The sequence below is a fragment of the Paraburkholderia xenovorans genome (assembly GCF_046030735.1).
Taxonomy (GTDB): domain Bacteria; phylum Pseudomonadota; class Gammaproteobacteria; order Burkholderiales; family Burkholderiaceae; genus Paraburkholderia; species Paraburkholderia xenovorans_A.
Genome location: NZ_JAQQBV010000007.1, coordinates 1 through 19,905, shown reverse-complemented (window position 1 = coordinate 19,905; position 19,905 = coordinate 1). Strand labels below are relative to the sequence as shown.

17 protein-coding genes and 1 pseudogene are annotated in these 19,905 nt (G+C 63.4%); 10 read left to right on the top strand and 8 right to left on the bottom strand.

What is annotated here, in order from left to right; translation table 11 throughout:
* Nucleotides 1-21 precede the first annotated feature (21 nt).
* Both PQQ51_RS08690 and PQQ51_RS08685 read left to right on the top strand, forming a co-directional pair.
* Nucleotides 22-381 (top strand): response regulator, encoded by a 360-nt coding sequence (locus tag PQQ51_RS08690; RefSeq protein ID WP_408496365.1) that lies wholly within the window; start codon nucleotides 22-24, stop codon nucleotides 379-381.
* Nucleotides 365-1,732, top strand: a complete 1,368-nt coding sequence (locus PQQ51_RS08685; RefSeq protein ID WP_408496364.1) for an acyltransferase family protein — start codon at nucleotides 365-367, stop codon at nucleotides 1,730-1,732. The genes PQQ51_RS08690 and PQQ51_RS08685 overlap by 17 nt, the downstream gene beginning before the upstream one ends.
* Here the strand turns inward: PQQ51_RS08685 and PQQ51_RS08680 are convergent.
* Nucleotides 1,719-2,612 (bottom strand): LysR family transcriptional regulator, encoded by an 894-nt coding sequence (locus PQQ51_RS08680; protein ID WP_408496363.1) that lies wholly within the window; start codon nucleotides 2,610-2,612, stop codon nucleotides 1,719-1,721. The genes PQQ51_RS08685 and PQQ51_RS08680 overlap by 14 nt on opposite strands.
* Before the next feature lie 85 nt (nucleotides 2,613-2,697).
* Between PQQ51_RS08680 and PQQ51_RS08675 the strand changes: the two genes are divergently transcribed.
* Together PQQ51_RS08675 and PQQ51_RS08670 are read left to right on the top strand one after the other, a co-directional pair.
* Nucleotides 2,698-3,480 (top strand): NAD(P)H-dependent oxidoreductase, encoded by a 783-nt coding sequence (locus PQQ51_RS08675; protein WP_408496362.1) that lies wholly within the window; start codon nucleotides 2,698-2,700, stop codon nucleotides 3,478-3,480.
* Nucleotides 3,481-3,628: 148 nt separating this feature from the next.
* Nucleotides 3,629-4,471, top strand: a complete 843-nt coding sequence (locus PQQ51_RS08670) for an alpha/beta hydrolase (protein WP_408496361.1) — start codon at nucleotides 3,629-3,631, stop codon at nucleotides 4,469-4,471.
* A 96-nt stretch (nucleotides 4,472-4,567) separates the two neighbouring features.
* On the opposite strand, the gene PQQ51_RS08665 is transcribed toward PQQ51_RS08670, so the two are convergent.
* The 5 genes from PQQ51_RS08665 to PQQ51_RS08645 form a co-directional block, all read right to left on the bottom strand.
* A complete protein-coding gene (locus tag PQQ51_RS08665) occupies nucleotides 4,568-5,536 on the bottom strand; it encodes an alpha/beta hydrolase (RefSeq protein ID WP_408496360.1) in 969 nt (322 codons plus the stop codon).
* A 27-nt stretch (nucleotides 5,537-5,563) separates the two neighbouring features.
* Nucleotides 5,564-6,049 carry a thioesterase family protein gene (locus tag PQQ51_RS08660; RefSeq protein ID WP_408496359.1) on the bottom strand — a complete coding sequence of 162 codons (486 nt, stop codon included), beginning with the start codon at nucleotides 6,047-6,049 and terminating at the stop codon, nucleotides 5,564-5,566.
* 55 nt (nucleotides 6,050-6,104) lie between these two features.
* Nucleotides 6,105-7,070, bottom strand: a complete 966-nt coding sequence (locus tag PQQ51_RS08655; protein WP_408496358.1) for an L-carnitine dehydrogenase — start codon at nucleotides 7,068-7,070, stop codon at nucleotides 6,105-6,107.
* Between the two features lie 66 nt (nucleotides 7,071-7,136).
* Nucleotides 7,137-8,066 (bottom strand): 3-dehydrocarnitine:acetyl-CoA trimethylamine transferase CdhC, encoded by a 930-nt coding sequence (gene cdhC / locus PQQ51_RS08650; protein ID WP_408496357.1) that lies wholly within the window; start codon nucleotides 8,064-8,066, stop codon nucleotides 7,137-7,139.
* A 62-nt stretch (nucleotides 8,067-8,128) separates the two neighbouring features.
* On the bottom strand, nucleotides 8,129-9,082 hold the full coding sequence (locus tag PQQ51_RS08645) for a choline ABC transporter substrate-binding protein (RefSeq protein ID WP_408496356.1): 954 nt from the start codon (nucleotides 9,080-9,082) through the stop codon (nucleotides 8,129-8,131).
* Between the two features lie 333 nt (nucleotides 9,083-9,415).
* Between PQQ51_RS08645 and PQQ51_RS08640 the strand changes: the two genes are divergently transcribed.
* Both PQQ51_RS08640 and PQQ51_RS08635 read left to right on the top strand, forming a co-directional pair.
* Nucleotides 9,416-10,438: a GlxA family transcriptional regulator gene (locus PQQ51_RS08640; protein ID WP_408496355.1), complete on the top strand. Its 1,023-nt coding sequence runs from the start codon at nucleotides 9,416-9,418 to the stop codon at nucleotides 10,436-10,438.
* Nucleotides 10,439-10,562: 124 nt separating this feature from the next.
* Nucleotides 10,563-10,889: a DUF4148 domain-containing protein gene (locus tag PQQ51_RS08635; protein ID WP_408496354.1), complete on the top strand. Its 327-nt coding sequence runs from the start codon at nucleotides 10,563-10,565 to the stop codon at nucleotides 10,887-10,889.
* A 170-nt stretch (nucleotides 10,890-11,059) separates the two neighbouring features.
* On the opposite strand, the pseudogene PQQ51_RS08630 reads toward PQQ51_RS08635, so the two are convergent.
* Nucleotides 11,060-11,948: pseudogene (locus tag PQQ51_RS08630) on the bottom strand (LysR substrate-binding domain-containing protein).
* A 111-nt stretch (nucleotides 11,949-12,059) separates the two neighbouring features.
* Between PQQ51_RS08630 and mdlC the strand changes: the two are divergent.
* The 4 genes from mdlC (at nucleotide 12,060) to PQQ51_RS08610 (ending at nucleotide 18,197) form a co-directional block, all read left to right on the top strand.
* Complete coding sequence (mdlC, locus tag PQQ51_RS08625) at nucleotides 12,060-13,682, top strand: benzoylformate decarboxylase (protein WP_408496353.1); 1,623 nt, start codon at nucleotides 12,060-12,062, stop codon at nucleotides 13,680-13,682.
* A 51-nt stretch (nucleotides 13,683-13,733) separates the two neighbouring features.
* Entirely contained in the window at nucleotides 13,734-15,185 is a 1,452-nt protein-coding gene (locus tag PQQ51_RS08620) for an aldehyde dehydrogenase (RefSeq protein ID WP_408496352.1), read from the top strand.
* Nucleotides 15,186-15,616: 431 nt separating this feature from the next.
* Complete coding sequence (locus PQQ51_RS08615) at nucleotides 15,617-16,888, top strand: MFS transporter (RefSeq protein WP_459252345.1); 1,272 nt, start codon at nucleotides 15,617-15,619, stop codon at nucleotides 16,886-16,888.
* A 172-nt stretch (nucleotides 16,889-17,060) separates the two neighbouring features.
* The gene (locus PQQ51_RS08610) at nucleotides 17,061-18,197 is read left to right on the top strand and encodes a porin (protein WP_408496350.1); all 1,137 of its coding nucleotides are present in this window, start codon (nucleotides 17,061-17,063) and stop codon (nucleotides 18,195-18,197) included.
* A gap of 129 nt (nucleotides 18,198-18,326) precedes the next feature.
* On the opposite strand, the gene PQQ51_RS08605 is transcribed toward PQQ51_RS08610, so the two are convergent.
* Nucleotides 18,327-19,781, bottom strand: coding sequence for an NAD-dependent succinate-semialdehyde dehydrogenase (locus PQQ51_RS08605; protein ID WP_408496349.1), 1,455 nt, complete (start codon nucleotides 19,779-19,781; stop codon nucleotides 18,327-18,329).
* Nucleotides 19,782-19,905: the final 124 nt, after the last annotated feature.

Here is a 19,905-nt window from a genome sequence, read left to right as displayed (position 1 = left end):
CGATTTGACCGGCGGCTCCAGATGCACTCAATCTTACTGGTGGATGACGAGCCGGAGATTCTGGCGGCGTGGTGCCTGATCCTTGAAAACGAAGGCTACGAAGTGAGTTGTGCGAGCAACGGCCGGGAAGCGGTTGCTCGTCTCGCTCATGTGCTTCCTCGTCTCATCATTACCGACTGGATGATGCCGATCATGGACGGCGCGGAACTGTGCCGCCGTCTGAAGGCGATGCCCGAACTCGCACGCGTGCCCATTCTGATTCATACGTCGGTCCCGCCGCCTGAGGGCGGTAAGAAGAACTGGGACGTGTGCTTGCGCAAGCCGGTGGGCGCACAACTTTTTCTGACGACGGTGGCCGCGCTGTGTGAGGGACGGCATTAGCCGTAGACCTGGCACTAACCCAACCCCTTTCGCGCTGGCCATTCCCGCCAAATTACCCGAGCCTTCCGCCATCGCCGGTAGAAGTGCCGCCGAGCCCACAGTTCCACTTTTTGCGGATGATAGATTCACGTCATACCTAAAGTTGGGGGCGGTACTCATGGCCACGGGACTAAATCAATCGGGCGGCGGCTTTCCCGCGTTGACGAGTATCCGGTTTATCGCCGCATTCGCGGTCGTCATCTCGCACTACTCTGAAAACGGCCTGCTGCGGCTGCCGTCGTCGATTTTCAATTTCATCGACGGGGGCCGCACCGCCGTATCGCTGTTCTTCGTATTGTCGGGTTTTATCCTCACGTTCACCTACCGCGACAAGATCGCGCGTGACGGCGCTCGCCCGTTTTACGAAGCGCGGATCGCCCGCATCTATCCAATGATCCTGCTCGGCCTGCTGCTGTGCGTGCCGGTAGTGGTCTATCTGCTGTACACAGGCAATGCCGCGTTGATGCTGAAGTGGTTCGCGCTGAAGAGTTCGGTGTATCTGTCGCTCGTTGCCAGCCTGATTTGTCAGTTGCTATTGATCAACGGATGGTTTCCGTTCTCGGCGATCAATCAGCCGTGGAATGGTCCATCGGACAGCATCTCGTGCGAGATCTTCTTTTACCTGCTGTTCCCGTTCCTGTTGCGCCGGATGATGAGGATGAAAGCCACACGCCTGGTTCTGGTGTGTGCCACGCTTTGGATCGCGACCGGCATCTGGATCGTATTCCTCAATACCTATCTACCGATCTCGCGCAGCGGCTCCATGATTTATTCGCTGCCCATCACGCGGCTCTCGGAGTTCATGATGGGCATTGCTTCGGCAATCACATTCCTGCGTCTGAGCGCGACCGGCGTGTCGTATCACACGCGGGGCAAGTGGCTGGTCGGCGTGGCGCTCGTCGGTGTCGTGATACTGAGCCTCTGGCGGCCTGTTTCGCCGGATTTCTATTTGCAAGGCCCGTTTTTTGCCGTGCTGATTCTGGGCCTGTCGCTGCTCGAGCGGCCTGTGATTTTCGGCTTCCTGAGTTCGCGGCCGATGGTGCGCTTAGGCGAGGCCAGTTACTCGCTTTACCTGACCCATTTGCCGATTGCGTTAATCGCGCTGATGCTCGGATTCGGCGAGTCGACGGGATGGATCGTGATCATCTTCAGCGTGCTCGCCAGCCTGGTGTTCTTCAAGTTTTATGAGGAGCCGATGCGCCGGCACATCAAGGCGCGTTTCGCCGAAATGGACAAGCGCAAGGCCCGCGGCGAATCCGGACAACCGGCGGTGTCGCTACCTAATCAGGGCGCCAGCATCACACCGAATTAGCAATGTGCTCCCGCAGCCATTGATGCGCCGGGTCGCGATGCGAGCGCTCGTGCCACAGCATCGCCATTTCGTAGCCGGGGATGGCTACCGGCGGCTCGACCACCCGCAATTCGCTCGCGTCCCGAACCAGCCGCTCGGGCAGCATCGCGACGAGGTCGGTGTTCGCGAGTACCGACTTCACGAACAGAAAGTGCGGAACGGACAGCACGACTCGCCGCGTAAGCCCGGCTTGCGATAGCACGTCGTCCGTCACGCCGCTGAAGCCACCGCCATCCGGCGACACGATCACGTGGTCGAGCTTGCAGAATTGCGCAAGCGTAGGCCGCCGTTTCAGACGCGGATGGTTGGCGCGGCCGGCCAGTACATAGCGTTCCGCAAAGAGCACGCGCCGGCGCAGACCTGGTGGCGAGTCTTCGGCGGTATGGAGCGCCAGATCGATGTCCCCTTGTTCCGCCTGCTTCGAGATGCGCGACGGCACCGCTGCCAGTACGGCGACGCGCGTGCCGGGCGCCGCCGTGCGCAAGCCCGCAAGAGCGGGCAGCAGGATGGTGGCTTCGGCATAGTCGGCGGCGGCCACGCGCCATGTGTCGACTGCCTCAGCGGGATCGAACGCGCTGGCCGGTGCGATTGCCCGTTCCAACGCTTCGAGTGCTTGCCGCAGCGGCTCGCGCAATGCTTCGGCGCGTGCAGTAGCGCGCATGCCGCGCGGGCCTGGCAGCAACAACGGGTCGCCTAAAAGATCGCGCAGTTTGGCGAGGTGGACGCTCACCGAAGGTTGCGAAAAATTCAGACGCTCCGCCGCGCGCGTCACGTTGTGTTCGGAGAGCAGCACATCGAGCGTGAGCAGCAGGTTCAGATCGACACGTCTGAGATTATTCATGGCTATACCTGTTATTTCCGTAATTCATTTCTAATATACCGGGTCAGAGCCTATCGTGTCTGCTTTCGGATACGGAGGTCGGCTCATGAATGTTCTTATCGTCTATGCGCATCCCGAACCCAGGTCGTTGAATGGCTCGCTGCGGGATTTTTCGGTCAAGCGTCTCGAAGATGCCGGCCACAACGTACAGGTGTCCGATCTGTATGCGATGAAATGGAAGGCGTCGCTGGACGCGGACGACAGCCTCGTCCAGCGGACCGGTGCGCGCTTCGACCCGGCGCTCGACTCGCAACATGCGTTCGAGCACGGACTTCAGCGCGAAGACATCGCGCGGGAACAGCAAAAACTGATAGAGGCCGATGCGCTCATCCTGCAGTTTCCGATGTGGTGGTTTTCCATGCCGGCGATCCTGAAGGGCTGGGTCGAACGCGTTTATGCGTATGGCTTCGCGTATGGCGTCGGCGAGCATTCCGATAGTCGCTGGGGCGACCGTTACGGCGAAGGCACGCTGACCGGCAAGCGCGCGATGCTGGTCGTCACGGCGGGCGGCTGGGAATCGCATTACAGCGCACGTGGCATCAATGGTCCGATCGACGATCTGCTGTTCCCGATCCAGCACGGCATTCTGTATTACCCCGGCTTCGACGTGCTGCCGCCGTTCGTCGTCTATCGAACCGGCCGTGTCGACGAAGCGAAGTACCCGCAGGTCCGCGACGCGCTCGGCGCACGGCTCGATCGTCTTTGGGAAACGGAACCGCTCGCTTTCCGGCGGCAAAACGGCGGCGCGTACGACATTCCGGACTGCACGTTGAAGCCCGATATCGCGCCGGGGCAGACGGGCTTCGCTGCCCATATCGCCTATAAATGACGTCGAATGGCTGCACGAAGCTGACGAGATCGTATGCTTAGCTGAAATTTGGTTGTAAGTCGCCGTTGCTAGAGTCGTTCGCAGCATTTTTCCGCCGGATGCCCGATCGTGTTCTGCTGAACACGCGGAAAGTGGGAGAGCGACAACCATGAATACAGCTCGTGCCTGTTGGCTCATTCTGACGCTGCTTTTCGCGACCCCGGTCTGGGCTTTCCAGGCGCGGGTCGTGACGATACCCAGCGCCGCGATGCACAAGTCGTTCGAAGCCACCGTGGTGGTGCCCGATCAATACATGCACGGCAAACCGGACGATCGCTTTCCGGTGGTGTATCTGCTGCACGGGTCCGGTGGCGACTACACCGACTGGACCTCGAATTCGCAGATCGGCAAGCTGGCGGACCGCTACCACATGATTCTCGTGATGCCCGATGGCGGTCACGAGAGCTGGTACATCGACAGCCCGGTCGATCCGCGCAGCCGCTATGAAACCTACGTGGGGACGGAAGTCGTCGCGTATATCGACATGCATTTCCGCACGATTGCCGCACGCGAGGCGCGCGCGATCACCGGTTTGAGCATGGGCGGCTTCGGCGCGTTGCATCTCGCGGTCGACCGGCCCGACGTGTTCGGCGCCGCGGGCAGCATCAGCGGCGCGGTCGACCCGCGCGGTTGCGAAGACGAACCCGGCATCGACGACGTATTCGGCGATCCCGCTCGCCATGCCGCGTTCTGGAACAACGAAGCCATCGTCGAAAACGCGCGCACTTTCGGCAATGCGCATATCGCGCTGACGATCGATTGCGGGGTGAACGACTCGCTGGTTCAGGCGAACCGCATGCTGCACGAACGGCTCGTCGAGCTGGGCGTGCCGCATGACTATGCGGAGCGCCCAGGCGGCCATACGTGGAAATATTGGGCGAATGCCGTGCAGTATCAGGTGCTGTTCTTCGCCAGCTCGTTCAAGCGCAATGGCGCGTATGCGCAGACCTGATCGGGTGCGCGCGTTCCGTTCGGCCATCTCGCGACGCCGTGGGGCGCGCCGCTGTTCCGCCGGACGTAGAACTGCGCGTGGGGTTGGCGAACCCGTTCAGGTCGCGTGACTCGAATGGGCTCGTAAAAACTGACAGACCTCGCGATGCAATGCCTGTGCGCCGGGGCTCGACTCCAGCGCGCGCAGGCAGCCGTGCACGAGGCCCGCGCCGATCCACAAGCGGCCCGCGCCGCCCGCCGCATTCACGCGGTCGATGAAGACGCGGGCGTCGTCGCGCAACGGGTCATGTTCGACCGCGGCAGCCAGCGTCGGCGGTAATCCGTTGAAGCGCGTGGCGTCGAGCGGGATCGTCCAGGCGGGATACGGCGGCTCCTTGCCCCAATAGAAATCGCGGAATGCATGCACGTCGGCGAGCGTGAGCATCGGCGCGTGCGCTTCGGTGTCGCGCGCGGGCATTTGGGGTTCGGTGCCGAGCATCGGATAGATCAGCGCGAGTCCGTGAATGCCTTCTACGCGATCGTCGCGTAGCCGCATCGCGACGCTTGCGGCCAGTGTCGCGCCGGCGCTGTCGCCGGCCAGTTGCAGCGGGTTGTGGGGGGGCTGGCCGAAAGTGTTGAACGGTTTGAATGGCAGCCTGCCGTTCAACGCCGCCAGCGTGACGTCGAGACAATCGTCATGAGCGGCCGGCGCCGGGTGTTCCGGCGCAAGCCGGTAGTCGACCGCGATCACGTCGAGGCCGGTATCCGCGGCGATGCGCGCCGTCACGAGTTGATGACTGTCCAGCGAACCGAGCACGAAGCCGCCGCCATGAAAGTAGAGGACGGTGCCGCGAACGGCGCTGCCGGGTTGCGCGTCGTTGCGATAAAGCCGAAGTTTGATCAGATGCCCTGCCTTCGCTTCGAACACCGCGTCTTGCGTGACGATACCGGCCGGCAACGGCGGCGTGAAAGCCGCGGCGTAACGGTCGTACATCTCGCGTTGCTCGCGCGGCGACGACGCGCTCTGGTGCGCCGGATACAGCGTGGTGCTTCGTTCGATGAACGCGGCCATCTCGGGTTCGAGCATGTTCGTCTCCTTTACGACGGGGTTTCGTCAGGTTTTGACGGGCAGGCCGATCGTGCGTCCCGCAAATTTCGCCGCCGGCAAACTGGCCTGGGCTTCGGCCAACGCTCGCAGGTTAGCCGTAATGTCCGGATCGAACGCCGCGCCGCGCGGTCCGTCGGTATCGACGTGCAACAGCATCTGTTCGCCGGCCGCCACGGGTTCGGCGCCGTCGTCGGCGAACATTTCGAGGTACAGATGAAACCGCTTCGCGTCATGCGCGATCACTCGCATATCGACACGGACCTGTGAGCCTTCCTTGATCTCGTGCAGATAGTTCAGATGCGCTTCGAGTGTGTAGATCGACCGGTGGCGTGCTTTGCGCACCGCGTCGGGTAAGCCGATCTGATCGATCAACGAGTCGGTGGCGAAGCTGAAGATCAGCATGTAGAACGCGTCGCGCAGATGACCGTTGTAATCGACCCAGTCGGCACGCACGGTGTCGCGATAGCAGGGTAGCGAAGCGTGATGCGGCACGGGTAAACGTCTCCTTCTGATGAAGTGCAGCGGCGGCTGCCGCTGCACTCAGCGATTACTCTGCGGCGAGCAACCCGTGCCGTGCCTTGGCTTCGCCGATCGCGGCCAGCACGCTCGTGATGCAATCGTCACGGTAGCGTTCGAGTTGTTTGATCGAACGCTCGCCGACCTGCTCGGCGGTGCCGTCCACGACGCGATCGATCAACTCGTCGGTGAGTGTCGGCGCTACCAGTTTAGTCCACGGCAGTTCGAGCGCGGGGCCGAATTGCTGCATGAAGTGACGCATGCCCGCGTCGCCGCCCGCCAGCGTATAGGTCAGGAACGTGCCCATGAACGACCAGCGAATGCCCGCGCCGAAGCGGATCGCGTCGTCGATTTCGCCGGTGGTCGCCACGCCTTCGTTGACCAGATGCAAGGCTTCGCGCCACAGCGCTTCGAGCAGCCGGTCGGCGATGAAGCCGGGCACTTCCTTGCGCACGCGCAGCGGCCGCATCGAAAGCGATCGATAGATGCCGAGCGCCGCATCTATCGTCTCAGGCGCGGTCTGCTCGCCGCCGAGCACTTCGACGAGCGGCAGCAGATACACCGGATTGAACGGATGCCCGACGATGCAGCGCTGCGGATGCAGCGCGCGCGCATAGAAGTCGCTCGGCAGCAGCCCCGATGTGGACGAAGCGATGATCGCGTCCGGTTTCGCCGCGCGACTGATCTGCTCGTGCAGTGCGAGCTTCAATTCTTCCCGCTCGGGCGCGCTTTCCTGAATGAAGTCCGCGTCCTTCACGCAGGCTTCGATCGTATCGACGAAGCGTAGCCGCGCGGGTGACGCGCCCTCGGCGAGCCCGACGCGTTCCAGCGCCGGCCACGCGTTCGCGATGTTCTCGCGCAATTGCCGCTCTGCGTCGGGCGCGGGGTCCCATGCGATCACATCGAGGCCGTGAGCGAGCGCGCGCGCCACCCAGCCGCTACCGATCACACCCGCGCCGATCGCGGCAAACGTTTTGATATCGACGATTACTGCCATTGCTGACGGTCCTTTTGCCTAAGCGATGAATTCAGGTTGAGAAGAGGGCGGAGCCGTGTTCGATAATCACGCGTACTGCGCGAGCGTACGGCGCTCCAGTTGCCGTTCGCCGCGCGCGGGCAAGCCGAGTTTCTTGCGCCCTTCAGCGGGAGTGAGCGCGCGCGCGCCGAGCCGCTCGATGATCTCCACCGCGCGCTGCACCAGCGTGCCGTTCGTTGCATGCACACCTTTGTCGAGCCAGATGTTGTCTTCGAGACCGACGCGCACGTGGCCGCCCAGCAGCATCGCCTGCGCGACCATCGGCATCTGCATGCGGCCGATCCCGAAGCCGGCCCACTGCGCGCCGGGCGGCAGGTTGTCGGCCATCGCTTTCATCGTCGTGGTATCGGCGGGTGCGCCCCACGGAATGCCGAGGCAGATCTGGAACAGCGGCGGTGCGTCGAGCAAACCCTCCTTCAGCAATTGCTTCGCGAACCACAGGTGGCCGGTGTCGAAAATTTCCAGCTCCGGTTTCACGCCGAGTTCCTGAATGCGTTTGGCGCCTGCGCGCAATTGCGCGGGTGTCGATACGTAGATGTAGTCGCCGTCGCCGAAATTGAGCGTGCCGCAATCGAGCGTGCAGATTTCCGGCAGCAGTTCTTCCACATGCGCAAGCCGCGTCAAGCCGCCGACCAGGTCCGTATTCGCACCGAAGCGCAGCGGGTCTTCGCCGGGTCCGATCTCCAGATCGCCGCCCATGCCGGCGGTCAGATTGATGATCACGTCGACGTCCGCCGAACGGATCCGGTCGACCACCTCGCGGTACAGATTCGGATCGCGGCTGCCGCGTCCGGTTTTCGGATCGCGCACGTGGCAGTGCGCGACGGTCGCGCCGGCTTTCGCGGCCTCGATCGCGGCTTCGGCGATCTGTTTCGGCGTGACGGGAATGGCCGGATGCTTGCCGACCGTATCGCCCGCGCCGGTCACGGCGCAGGTCACGATGACTTCGTGGTTCATTGCGGATCAGTTCCTGTGTGTTGAAACGCGAGTGCGTGTGTTCGACCGCGACGACGCTGCGCTCAAAGCCCGAGATAAGCCTTGACCGCGGGCAAGCCGTCTTTGCCGTCGTAGGTCTTCACGCCGGCGAGCCATGCATCCAGCAGTTGCGGGTTCTTCTTCAGATACGCTTTCGCGGCGTCGGCGGGTTTTTCCTTGTTCATCACCGATTGCATCACCACGTTTTCGACTTGCGTCGTGAAGCGCAGATTGCTCACGAGCTTGCCGGCGTTCGGGCAACGTGTCAGAAAGTCGGGGGACGTCAGCGTGTACACGCGTGCTTCGCCGTCGTTCGGACCGAACACGCCGTCGCTGCCCGTGAGGTATTTCATGTCGATCGTGATGTTCATCGGATGCGGTTCCCAGCCGAGAAACACGACCCACTTCTTCTCGCGGATCGCGCGATCCACCGACACCAGCATGCCCGCCTCGCTCGATTCGACCAGCTTGAAACCGCCGAGGCCGAACTGGTTGCTGGCGATCATCTTCTGAATCGCCGCGTTCGCGCTGCTGCCGGGTTCGATCCCGTAGATCTTGCCGTCGAGTTCGTCGCGATGTTTGGCGATGTCGGCGAAGGTCTTCAACCCCGCGTCGTACGCATAGCTGGGCACCGCGAAAGTGGCTTTCGCGCCGGTGAGATTGGGCGGTTGCAACACCTGGATCGATTTCGTTTCGACGAACGGCGTGATCGCTTTCTCCTGCACCGGCCACCAGTAGCCAAGCGACACGTCGAGCTGCTTGCTCTTCAGCCCCGCGAACGAAATCGGCACCGACGCGACGGTCGTCACCGGCTGATAGCCGAGCCCTTCGAACACGGTCGAAGCCAGCGCGGTGGTCGACGTGATGTCGGTCCAGCCGATGTCGGCGAAATGCACGGCTTTGCAGGTGGACGGATCCTGCGCGAATGCGGGCATCGCAGTGAGCGCGGCCGCGAGGCACGCGAGATGGGCAAGCAAGGCTTTGACACTCGACTTCATGACGTTCCCCTTTCGGACACGTTTGACTGCGTGTTTCGAAGCGGCCGCTTTCGGGCGGCCCCGGACCTGCTGGATAAGGCGTGAAGCGTGTACTGCAGCAATGACCTAACGTTAATGCCCCATATTTCGCCCAAAGCGACCGCGAGCGACCCGTTCTTGCTTGCCTGCGACAAGCAGGCGGCCATGAGGGAAAACCAGCAGCGTGCCGCGATGCATTGCAGCACCGTCGCGCGACGATTTTTGGTGCGCCTTGCCGCCGCGCGGCGCGCTTGCTACGCTCGCCGGCATTGCCGCGTGCGCCTGCGTTTTCGCCACCAATCGAGTCCCGATACGATGCCCGAAGATATGTCGTTCCTGCTGTTGCCCGGCTACTCGGCGATCGGTTTCATGTCGGCGGTCGAGCCGTTGCGGGTCGCCAATCGCTTTCGCGGCGAGCTTTACCGGTGGCGCATTCTGAGCGTCGACGGCGCGCCGGTGGCGGCCAGCAACGGCATTTCGATCAACGCGGACGCAGCGATCGGCGATGTCGAATCGAGCCAGACGGTGTTCGTCGTCGCGGGCTTCGAGCCGCTTGCCTGCTATACCCGCGGACTCGGCGAGTGCCTGAAGCGGCTGAGCCGCGCGGGCGCGACGCTCGGGGGGATCGACACGGGCAGCTTTATCCTCGCGGAAGCGGGACTTCTGAGCGCATCGGACAGTGTCACCGTGCATTGGGAAGCGCTGTCCGCGTTTCGCGAGCGCTATCCGGCGCTGGACGCGAGCCAGGAATTATTCGAAATCGGCGAGCGGCGAATTACCTGCGCGGGTGGCACCGCGTCGATCGACATGATGCTCGACCTGATCGGCCGCAAGCACGGCGCGGCGCTGGCCTCGGCGGTATCGGAACAGTTCGTGGTGAGCCGGATCCGGCAACGCTCGGACCACCAGCGCATGGAGATCGCAGCGCGCTACGGCGTCCACAATCGCAAGCTGATTCAGGTGATCGGCGTGATGGAACAGCATATGGAGGAGCCGCTTGCGCCGGACCGGCTTGCGCAGGAGATCGGCGTGACGCGGCGGCAGCTCGAACGCCTGTTCTGCGCATCGCTGAAGGACACGCCGACGCATTTCTACCTGCAATTGCGCCTTACCCGCGCGCGCGAACTCCTGCAACAAACCGACATGTCGATCACGTCGATCTGCGTGGCCTGCGGGTTCGAATCGCCGTCGCATTTTTCGCGGACGTACCGCGCGCGCTTCGGCGCCAGTCCGAGAAGCGACCGCCGCGCGAGCGCCGGCAAAAATGCGGGAGATATCTTGAAAACACAGGTAACAGAAAGCCAGCGGGCCGCACCGGCCGCCGCATTATCTCGTTAATAGCAATGGTGAATTCGTGGATTAGGGGTTTTCCCTAACCATTTCGCCTCCTAGACTGTCTACATTCGCTGCGGAAAGAACGTTTCGGCAGCGTCTCGAAAAACAATCTTTGGAGGTAAGAATCATGAAATCGCTGATCGAAGCTGCCGTTATCGCTGCTCTCATTGCCGCTCCGCTGGCCGCCTTTGCGCAATCCAGCCAGCCCGTGACCCGCGCTCAGGTGCGCGCCGAGCTGATTCAACTGGAACAGGTCGGCTACTATCCGGGCACCGCGAACCCTGAGGACTATCCGGCCAACATTCAGGCTGCTGAAGCCCGCGTTGCCGCACAACGCGGCGCGGCTCAAACGGGCGGTTACGGTTCGTCGACGAATGGTTCGTCGCAAGCTGGCAGCCGTTCGGATACGGCGGTTAGCTCGTACTCGGCGCCGGTTGTTTCAGTCGGTAATTGATAGCGTATCGGTAGATCGTCCATCGCCACGAAGGGGTCTTCAGGTAGGCGCGGCGTGATGGCTTGTTGGCCGTGCCTGGCGAGTAGTCGTAGAGCGGGCCTGCTTTCACTGCATGGTGAAAGCAGGCCCGTTTTGCATTTCAGTCGCGAAATCGGACGAAATCCCGGCGTTCAGCGAGGTGCGGCGGTCAGTTGCCTGAGCTGGTCCAGCAACTTCACCGTCGGGCTCGGCAAAATCCCCTGACGCCGCCGGAACGCCGTCAACGTACGGCGTGCCACGAGGCCCGCAACCGGCAGCGTATCGAACACACCGGCGGCGGCTTCGGTGTCGTACATCGGTGTGGCCATCCAGCTGAGGAATCCCGCCCGCGTCACGAGGCTTTTGAGCACGGTGATCGAACGGGTCTCGACCGCGATCGGCGGCATGCCGAGCCCGTGCTCCGCGAACACGTGCTGCATGTGCTCGAACGGCCCCGTGCCGCGCGGCGGCACGCACCACTGCTGATCGAGTGTATCGGCGAGGCGCAGATCGGCTTTGCCGCGCAGCGGATGATCGAGCGCGGCGACCACATAGCTCGTGTCTTCCCAGCGGCAATCGGCGATCGCCGTGATCTCGTCGGTGTCCGGCACGGCCATGCTGAGCGCGAGGTCGATTTCGTGCTTCATCAGGCTATCGGCGAGCCGGTCCCACACGCCTTCCATGATCTCCACGCGCAGATTCGGCCAGCGCGCCAGCACGCCGCTCACCGCGAGCGGCAGCACGAGTGTGGCGATGCTCGCCACCGCGCCGACGCGTATCGTGCCTTTGGCGAGACCGCGCATCGCGTCGATTTCCTCGCGCGCGTGTTCTGCCTCGCGTTGCAGCAGCGTGGCGTGCGGCAACAGCGCGCTACCGATCGCAGTGAGCTGCATGCCTTTCGAGTGCCGTTCGAATAGCGGCGCGCCGACCTGATCCTCGAGGCGTTTGATGGTGCGGCTGCAGCACCTCGGCCGCGCGGCCGAGACTGCCGCTCGTCACGATGGTGGCGAACGCATGTAATTGCTGGAGATTGAAAGTCATGCTGAAAAGTAATGTCTTTTCTCAAAAAAGGCAATTTCCAATCAATCTCGTGCTTCGGATAATGCTCCATCGAGAAACGGCGCACATCGCCAGCATCGCCAGGAGACAAGCATGACCCATCACGCGCCTCGTTCAGATGCACCGGACGCCTCCCAATCCGCCACGCCGCACACGGTGCGCCACGCGGTGATCGATCTCATGCGCCGGCTCGGCATGACGTCGGTGTTCGCGAATCCAGGGTCGACCGAATTGCCGCTGTTCCGCGATTTCCCGGACGATTTCCGCTACGTGCTGGGCCTTCAGGAAGCCGTCGTGGTCGGGATGGCCGACGGCTATGCGCAGGCAAGCCGCAACGCGTCGTTCGTCAATCTGCATTCGGCGGCAGGCGTCGGCAATGCGATGGGCAACATCTTCACTGCGTTCCGCAATCGCACGCCGATCGTCATCACCGCTGGCCAGCAGGCTCGCTCGATTCTGCCGTTCGACCCGTTCCTCGCGTCGACGCAAGCCACCGAATTGCCGAAGCCGTACGTCAAATGGAGCATCGAACCGGCGCGTGCCGAAGACGTGCCGCTCGCGATCGCGCGCGCTTATCACGTGGCGATGCAGGAACCGCGCGGGCCGGTGCTGGTGTCGATTCCCGTCGACGACTGGGACCGGCCCGCCGAGCCGGTGCCGGCACGCGTGGTCAGCACGCAAACGCGGCCCGAGCCGTTCGTGCTGGCGCAGATCGGCGACGCGCTCGATGCGTGCGAACGCCCGGTCTTCGTGGTGGGCGGCGCGGTCGATCGCGCCGGCGGCTGGGACGACGTGGTCGTGCTCGCCGAACGCCACCACGCCCGCGTGTTCGTCGCGCCGATGACAGGCCGCAGCGCGTTCCCCGAAAACCATCGCCTGTTCGCCGGTTTTCTGCCGGCGATGCGCGAGAAGATCGTCGAATTGCTCGGCGGCCATGATCTGATCTTCGTGATCGGTGCGCCGGCGTTCACGTATCACGTCGAAGGGCATGGGCCGCATCTGCCGGCAGGCGCCACGCTGTGCCAGTTGATCGACGATCCGGCGATCGCCGCATGGGCGCCGGTCGGCACGGCGGCGGTCGGCAATATCCGGCTCGGCGTGGCCGATCTGCTGGCGCGGCCCACGCCGAAGTCTCGCCCGCTGCCGGCGCCTCGTCCGGCGAGGCCGCGCGCCGAGCCTTCGCCGGTGATCTCGGTTGCGTTCGCGTTGCAGACGCTCGCCGAAGTGCGCGACGCGAGCGACGTCGTGGTCGAGGAAGCGCCGAGCTCACGACCGGTGATGCAGCACTATCTGCCGTTCACGCAGAGCGGCACTTTCTACACGATGGACAGCGGCGGTCTCGGCTACGGGATGCCGGCGGCCGTCGGCGTCGCGTTGGCGAAACCCGGCGTGCGTGTGATCGGCCTGATCGGCGACGGCTCCAGCATGTACTCGATCCAGGCGATCTATAGCGCGGTGCAGATGAAGCTGCCGATCACCTTCGTGATCCTGAACAATTCGCGCTACGCCGCGTTGCAGGATTTCGCGCCGGAATTCGGCTTCGGTCCCGACGATCCGGTGCAAGGCACCGATCTGCCCGGACTCGACTTCGTCGCGCTGGCTGCGGGCATGGGCTGCCAGGGCGTGCGCGTGACCGAGGCGGCGCGCTTGCACGATGCGCTGCGCGACGCGTTGGCAGCATCGTCGCCGAGGCTGATCGAAATCGTGGTGGCCTGATTCCGGCCGAATCGCGTACGCACTGATAAAACTTTTCGCAGGAGACAAACGATGCAAAGCATTTCGATGCTGATCAACGGCGCGGCCGTGCAAGCAAGCAACGGCGCGACTTTCGAACGTCGCAATCCACTCGATGGCGAAGTGGCGACGCGTGCGCCGGCGGCAACCGTCGCCGATGCCGTGGCGGCCGCCGACGCCGCGGCGGCCGCGTTCCCGGCCTGGTCGGCACTGGGGCCCGGCGAGCGCCGCGCTTTGCTGATGAAGGCCGCGCATGCGCTGGAAGCGCGCAGCGACGCATTCGCCCGCGTGATGGCGGCGGAGACCGGCGCGTCGGCGATGTGGGCTGCCTTCAACGTGCATCTCGCGGCCGGCGGTTTGATGGAAGCCGCGGCGTTGACCACGCAGATCAGCGGCGAACTGATTCCATCGGACGTGCCCGGCAGTCTCGCGATGGGGGTGCGCCAGCCGGCCGGCGTCGTGCTCGGCATCGCGCCGTGGAATGCGCCCGTGATCCTCGCGGTGCGCGCGATCGCGTTGCCGCTTGCGTGCGGCAATACGGTGGTGTTGAAGGGCTCTGAAGTTTGTCCGGGCACGCACGGTCTGATCGTCGAAGTGTTGCAGGAGGCGGGCTTGCCGAAGGGCGTGGTGAACTTCGTGACCAATGCGCCGGCCGACGCGGGCGCGGTGGTCGAAGCGTTGATCGCGCATCCGAAAGTGCGGCGCGTGAATTTCACCGGCTCGACGCATGTCGGCAAGATCATTGCGGCGACGTGCGCGCGTTATCTGAAACCCTCGGTGCTGGAGTTGGGCGGCAAGGCGCCGTTGATCGTGCTCGACGACGCCGACCTCGACGCCGCGGTCAATGCCGCCGCGTTCGGCGCGTTCGCCAACTCGGGGCAGATCTGCATGTCGACGGAGCGCATCATCGTCGACGAGCGGATTGCCGATCGGTTCGTCGCGCAACTCGCGCAGAAAGCACGTGGACTGCCGCTCGGCGATCCGCGCAACGGGCCGGTCGTGCTGGGTTCGGTGGTCGACATGAGTACCGTCGCGCGCTGCAATGCATTGATCGACGACGCGCTCGCCAAAGGCGCGACGCTCGTTTGCGGCGGCAAGGCCGATAGCACGCTGATGCCCGCCACGCTGCTCGACCACGTGACGCCCGCCATGCGTATCTATACCGACGAGTCGTTCGGGCCGGTGAAGGGCATCGTGCGAGTGAACGGCGAAGACGAGGCCGTAGCCTGCGCGAACGACAACGAGTACGGGTTGTCGTCGGCGGTATTCAGCCTCGACGTGGCGCGTGCGATGAACGTCGCGCGGCGCATCGAATCGGGCATCTGCCACGTCAATGGGCCGACCGTTCACGACGAAGCACAGATGCCGTTCGGCGGTGTGAAGGGCAGTGGCTTCGGGCGCTTTGGCGGCCAGGCCGGCATCGCTGAATTCACCGATCTGCGCTGGATCACGGTGCAGACCACGCCGCGGCATTATCCGTTTTGACGCGCGAGATGCGAGACGTCGCGTTGAAAAGTCATGCATGTACGTCATGAGTTTTGCGCGAAACGGCAATGTCGAAAGCCGTGTGCGTAATCCCATACTGACGATCACAACGTTTGAAAAAGCGCGGCCCTCAGACCGCGGGTACAAGAGCTTTGCATGGGACCTCAGTAAGCGCTGAAGCGCCAACTCGGGTCGACAGCTTTGCATGGGACCTGAGTAAGCGCTAAAGCGCTAACTCAGGTCGACAGCTTTGCATGGGACCTGAGTAAGCGCTAAAGCGCTAACTCAGGTCGACAGGAGACAAATTCATGACGGGTTACGCATCACAGGCCGGCGCCTCGGCGCCGCTCGCCGGGCATCACGCACGCAGCGAAGAAAGCGCGCGTTCGGTCGACATAGGCCGCACGCTCGACGAAGGCCCCTACACCGCGATGCAGAAGATCGTGGTGTTTCTCGCCGCGTTGTCGATCGTGCTGGACGGCTTCGACAGTCAGTTGATCGGCTTCGCGATTCCGGTGTTGATCAAGGAGTGGGGCGTCACGCGCGCCGCATTTGCGCCCGTGGTGGCAGCCGGTTTGATCGGCATGGGAATCGGCAGCGCGTGCGCCGGTCTGCTCGCCGATCGTTTCGGACGCCGCTGGGCGATCATCGGCAGCGTGCTGCTGTTCGGCGCCGCGACTTGCGGGATCTGCTTCGCACCGGACATCGTGACGATTGCGATTCTGCGCTTCGTCGCGGGCCTCGGCATCGGCGGCGCGTTGCCCACCTCGACGACAATGACCGCCGAATTCACGCCGGCTCGACGCCGCACGCTGGCGGTTACCGCGACGATCGTATGCGTGCCGCTCGGCGGCATGGTGGCCGGGCTGTTCGCGCACGAGATTCTGCCGGCCTACGGCTGGCGCGGGCTATTCCTCGTCGGCGGCATCATGCCGTTGGTGCTCGGCGCGCTGTTGCTGTTCACATTGCCCGAGTCGCCGCGCTTTCTCGTGCGCCGGCCGCAACGCTGGCCCGAGCTGGAACGCCTGCTTGGCCGGATGTCGCGGCCGGTGACGAACGGTTGCGTGTTCACCGATTCGCGCGAACAGGCCGCTGAAAAGCACACCGGTTTCACCGCGTTGTTCCGCGACGGCCTCGCGCTCGACACGGTCGCGATCTGGGCCGCGTTCTGCCTGTGCCTGCTCGCCGTCTACAGCGCATTCAGCTGGCTGCCGACGATGCTCAGCACACAAGGGCTGTCCGTCTCCGTCGCGGGTTCGGGGCTCACCGCCTACAACCTGGGCGGCGTCGTGGGTGCGCTGTTGTGCGCGGTCGTGATCGCGCGCAACGGCTCGCGCTGGCCGCTGATTCTATGCAGCGCCGGCGGCGCGGCGAGCGCGTTGTTGCTGCTCGGCGTGAATATCGCCGGGCACACGGGCTGGCTGATCTTCGGACTTGGCGTACACGGCCTGTTCGTCAACGCGGTTCAGTCGACGCTGTTCGCGCTGTGCGCATACGTTTATCCGACCCGCGTGCGGGCAACCGGCACCGCGTCGGCGCTCGCGTTCGGCCGGCTCGGTGCGATCGCGAGCGCATTCGCCGGCGCGGTGGTGATCACGGCCGGCGGCGCATCGTCGTATCTGTGGATGCTCGGCATCGCGATGGCGATCGTGATGATCGCGTTGATGGTAGTCAAGCGTCATATCCCGAAGCCCGGCGGTTGACCAGGCCGGTGTCCCGATGACTGTGAGCACGCGCGACGCGTGGCTCGCGGCCTTCTGAAGCAGTTCATCTTTTGACGATCCTGGGTGGCTTGCACGGCGCCCGGTGTCGTCGCGCGTGTACGGACTCGCGCGCGGACTCATACAAAACACTTGTCAAGGAGACACGGAGACCATGAAATACCCACTCGCATTGGGCGGCATGCTGCTTGGCATCAGCGCTTCGTCGTTCGCACAAAGCAGCGTGACGTTGTACGGAATCATCGATACGGGCATCGAACTGGTGACCCACTCGAACGCGGCGGGCGATAGCGTCGTACGGATGCCTGGCATTACTGGAGAATTTCCGTCGCGTTGGGGGATTCGCGGCAAGGAGGGATTGGGCGGCGGCGTGTCTGCGGTATTCGTGCTGGAAAGCGGTTTCAATACGAAGGGCGGCACGCTCAATCAGGGCGGCCGCCTGTTCGGCCGGCAAGCCTACGTGGGGCTGGAAAGTCCGTATGGCACGCTGACGTTCGGGCGTCAGTACACGATGACTTACTGGGCGATACTGGATTCCGATCTGCTCGGCCCGGATATTTACGGCGGCACGGGATCGTTCGATCAGTACATGCCGAGCGCCCGCAGCGACAATACGATTGCGTATAAAGGCACGTTCTCCGGCGTTACATTCGGCGCGACATATTCGTTCGGACGCGATTCCGCGGGGACCGGCAACTCGCCGGGGCAGGGCACCTGTGTCGGCTCGATTCCCGGCAGTGCGCAAAGCTGCCGCGAGTGGTCGACCATGCTGCGCTACGACATGAACGGTTATGGCGTAGCGGGCGCTTACGACGAACAACGCGGCGGTCCGGGCGCGGCCGCGAACCTGTACGACGGCACGGCGCCTTTCGCGGTGACGGATTCCGGCGACAAGGACGTGCGGATGCAACTCAATGGCTATGGCCACATCGGCCCCGTGAAGATCGGCGCGGGCTGGCTCGGACGGCACGTCGAAACGGTGTCGCCCGCATTGCCGGACGTGCGCTCGAATCTGTACTACGTGACGGCGGCGTACAACGTGACGCCTGCTTTTCTCGTCGACGGCGGCGTGTACCGCATCGTCAATCGCGCGGACGATACGCGCGGCACGATCGCCGCGCTACGCACCACCTATTTGCTGTCGAAGCGTTCGGCGGTTTATCTGCAGGGCGCGTATCTGTTCAATAGCGCGCACGCCGCTTATACGGTGAGCCAGGGCGGCGGGGGTACGACGCCTGCGCCAGGCATGGGACAGCTCGGCGTGATGGCGGGCATACGTCACTCGTTCTGAGGGGCGCGTCGAATGCGACGAGGGTGGTGAAGTCAGCGTGAATGCATTCAGGCGTCGAATGCAAAACGGCCACGTCGGGCATGCCGGCGTGGCCGTTTTTACGTGGATCTTCGTGGTCGTGATGCCGCGTCAGATCCCGCCGATACACAGGTACTTGATGACGACGTAATCGTCGATACCGTAATGCGAGCCTTCGCGGCCGAGGCCCGATTGCTTGACGCCGCCGAACGGTGCGACTTCGTTCGAGATGAGGCCGGTGTTGATGCCCACCATGCCGTATTCGAGCGCTTCGGCGACGCGCCATACGCGGCCGATATCGCGGCTATAGAAATACGACGCGAGGCCGAACTCCGTATCGTTCGCGAGGCGGATGACTTCGTCGTCCGATGAGAAGCGGAACAGCGGCGCGAGCGGCCCAAAGGTTTCGTCGCGCGCGACTTTCATGGCCGGCGTGACGTCCGCGAGCACGGTCGGTTCGAAGAAGCCGTGACCGAGCGCGTGACGCTTGCCGCCGGTGACGATGCGCGCGCCTTTGGCGAGTGCGTCTTCGATATGCGATTCGACCTTGAGCACAGCGGCTTCGTTGATGAGCGGACCTTGCGTGACGCCGTCATCGGTGCCGCGACCGACCTTGAGTTGTTCGACGGCGACGCGCAGTTTCTCGGCGAACGCGTCATAGACTTTATCGTGCACATAGAAGCGATTCGTGCACACGCAGGTCTGACCGCTGTTGCGGTATTTCGACGCGATGGCGCCTGCGACGGCCGCATCCAGGTCTGCGTCGTCGAAGACGATGAACGGCGCGTTGCCGCCGAGTTCGAGCGACACTTTCTTGACGGTCGGCGCGCACTGCGCCATCAGCAGACGGCCGACTGGCGTCGAGCCGGTGAACGACAATTTGCGGACGATCGGATTACTGGTCATTTCCGCGCCGATTGCTTTCGGATCGCCGGTGATGACGTTGAATACGCCGGGGGGCACGCCGGCGCGTTCGGCGAGCACGGCGAGTGCGAGCGCGGTGAGCGGGGTGGCTTCGGCCGGTTTGACGATGATCGGGCAACCGGCCGCGAGCGCCGGGCCGACCTTACGCGTGATCATGGCTGCGGGGAAATTCCACGGCGTGATGGCGGCACAGACGCCGATCGGTTCTTTTGTGACGACGATGCGTTTGTCGCCCGATGGCGTGGGGATGGTGTCGCCGTTGATGCGTTTGCCTTCTTCTGCGAACCACTCCAGGAATGACGCGGCGTACTGGATTTCGCCTTTGGCTTCGGCGAGGGGTTTGCCTTGTTCGGTGGTGAGGATGGTCGCCAGGTCGTCGGCGTTTTCCAGCATCAGGTCATGCCATTTTTTGAGAATCGCTGCGCGGTGTTTGGCTGTTGTTGCTCGCCATGCTGGCCAGGCCGCGTTGGCCTGGTCGATCGCCCGGCGGGTTTCTGGTTGGCCCATCCGGGGGACTGTTGCGATTTTTTCGCCTGTGGCGGGGTTGCTCACTTCGAAAGTGATGCCGGTTTCGGCGGATTGCCATTCGCCTGCTATGTAGGATTTTGTTTTTAGAAGTGTTGGGTTTTTTAGGGTTTTCATTTTTTGGGGTTCTCGTTGTCTGGTATTGGGGTTTGTTGCCTGTGGTGTTGGGGGTTTTCTTTTTTTTTTGTGGTCTATTAGTGTTGCCCCTGTGCGGGGCGGCACTTACTTTCTTTGCCGCGGC

Bases quoted from the DNA above. Each gene is read 5' to 3' on its own strand.
- PQQ51_RS08655 (WP_408496358.1), bottom strand. From the start codon at position 7,070: ATGGCAGTAATCGTCGATATCAAAACGTTTGCCGCGATCGGCGCGGGT.
- PQQ51_RS08620 (WP_408496352.1), top strand. From the start codon at position 13,734: ATGCAAAGCATTTCGATGCTGATCAACGGCGCGGCCGTGCAAGCAAGC.
- cdhC (WP_408496357.1), bottom strand. From the start codon at position 8,066: ATGAACCACGAAGTCATCGTGACCTGCGCCGTGACCGGCGCGGGCGAT.
- PQQ51_RS08690 (WP_408496365.1), top strand. From the start codon at position 22: ATGCACTCAATCTTACTGGTGGATGACGAGCCGGAGATTCTGGCGGCG.
- PQQ51_RS08605 (WP_408496349.1), bottom strand. From the start codon at position 19,781: ATGAAAACCCTAAAAAACCCAACACTTCTAAAAACAAAATCCTACATA.
- PQQ51_RS08615 (WP_459252345.1), top strand. From the start codon at position 15,617: ATGCAGAAGATCGTGGTGTTTCTCGCCGCGTTGTCGATCGTGCTGGAC.
- PQQ51_RS08670 (WP_408496361.1), top strand. From the start codon at position 3,629: ATGAATACAGCTCGTGCCTGTTGGCTCATTCTGACGCTGCTTTTCGCG.
- PQQ51_RS08665 (WP_408496360.1), bottom strand. From the start codon at position 5,536: ATGCTCGAACCCGAGATGGCCGCGTTCATCGAACGAAGCACCACGCTG.
- PQQ51_RS08645 (WP_408496356.1), bottom strand. From the start codon at position 9,082: ATGAAGTCGAGTGTCAAAGCCTTGCTTGCCCATCTCGCGTGCCTCGCG.
- PQQ51_RS08640 (WP_408496355.1), top strand. From the start codon at position 9,416: ATGCCCGAAGATATGTCGTTCCTGCTGTTGCCCGGCTACTCGGCGATC.
- PQQ51_RS08635 (WP_408496354.1), top strand. From the start codon at position 10,563: ATGAAATCGCTGATCGAAGCTGCCGTTATCGCTGCTCTCATTGCCGCT.
- mdlC (WP_408496353.1), top strand. From the start codon at position 12,060: ATGACCCATCACGCGCCTCGTTCAGATGCACCGGACGCCTCCCAATCC.
- PQQ51_RS08680 (WP_408496363.1), bottom strand. From the start codon at position 2,612: ATGAATAATCTCAGACGTGTCGATCTGAACCTGCTGCTCACGCTCGAT.
- PQQ51_RS08675 (WP_408496362.1), top strand. From the start codon at position 2,698: ATGAATGTTCTTATCGTCTATGCGCATCCCGAACCCAGGTCGTTGAAT.
- PQQ51_RS08610 (WP_408496350.1), top strand. From the start codon at position 17,061: ATGAAATACCCACTCGCATTGGGCGGCATGCTGCTTGGCATCAGCGCT.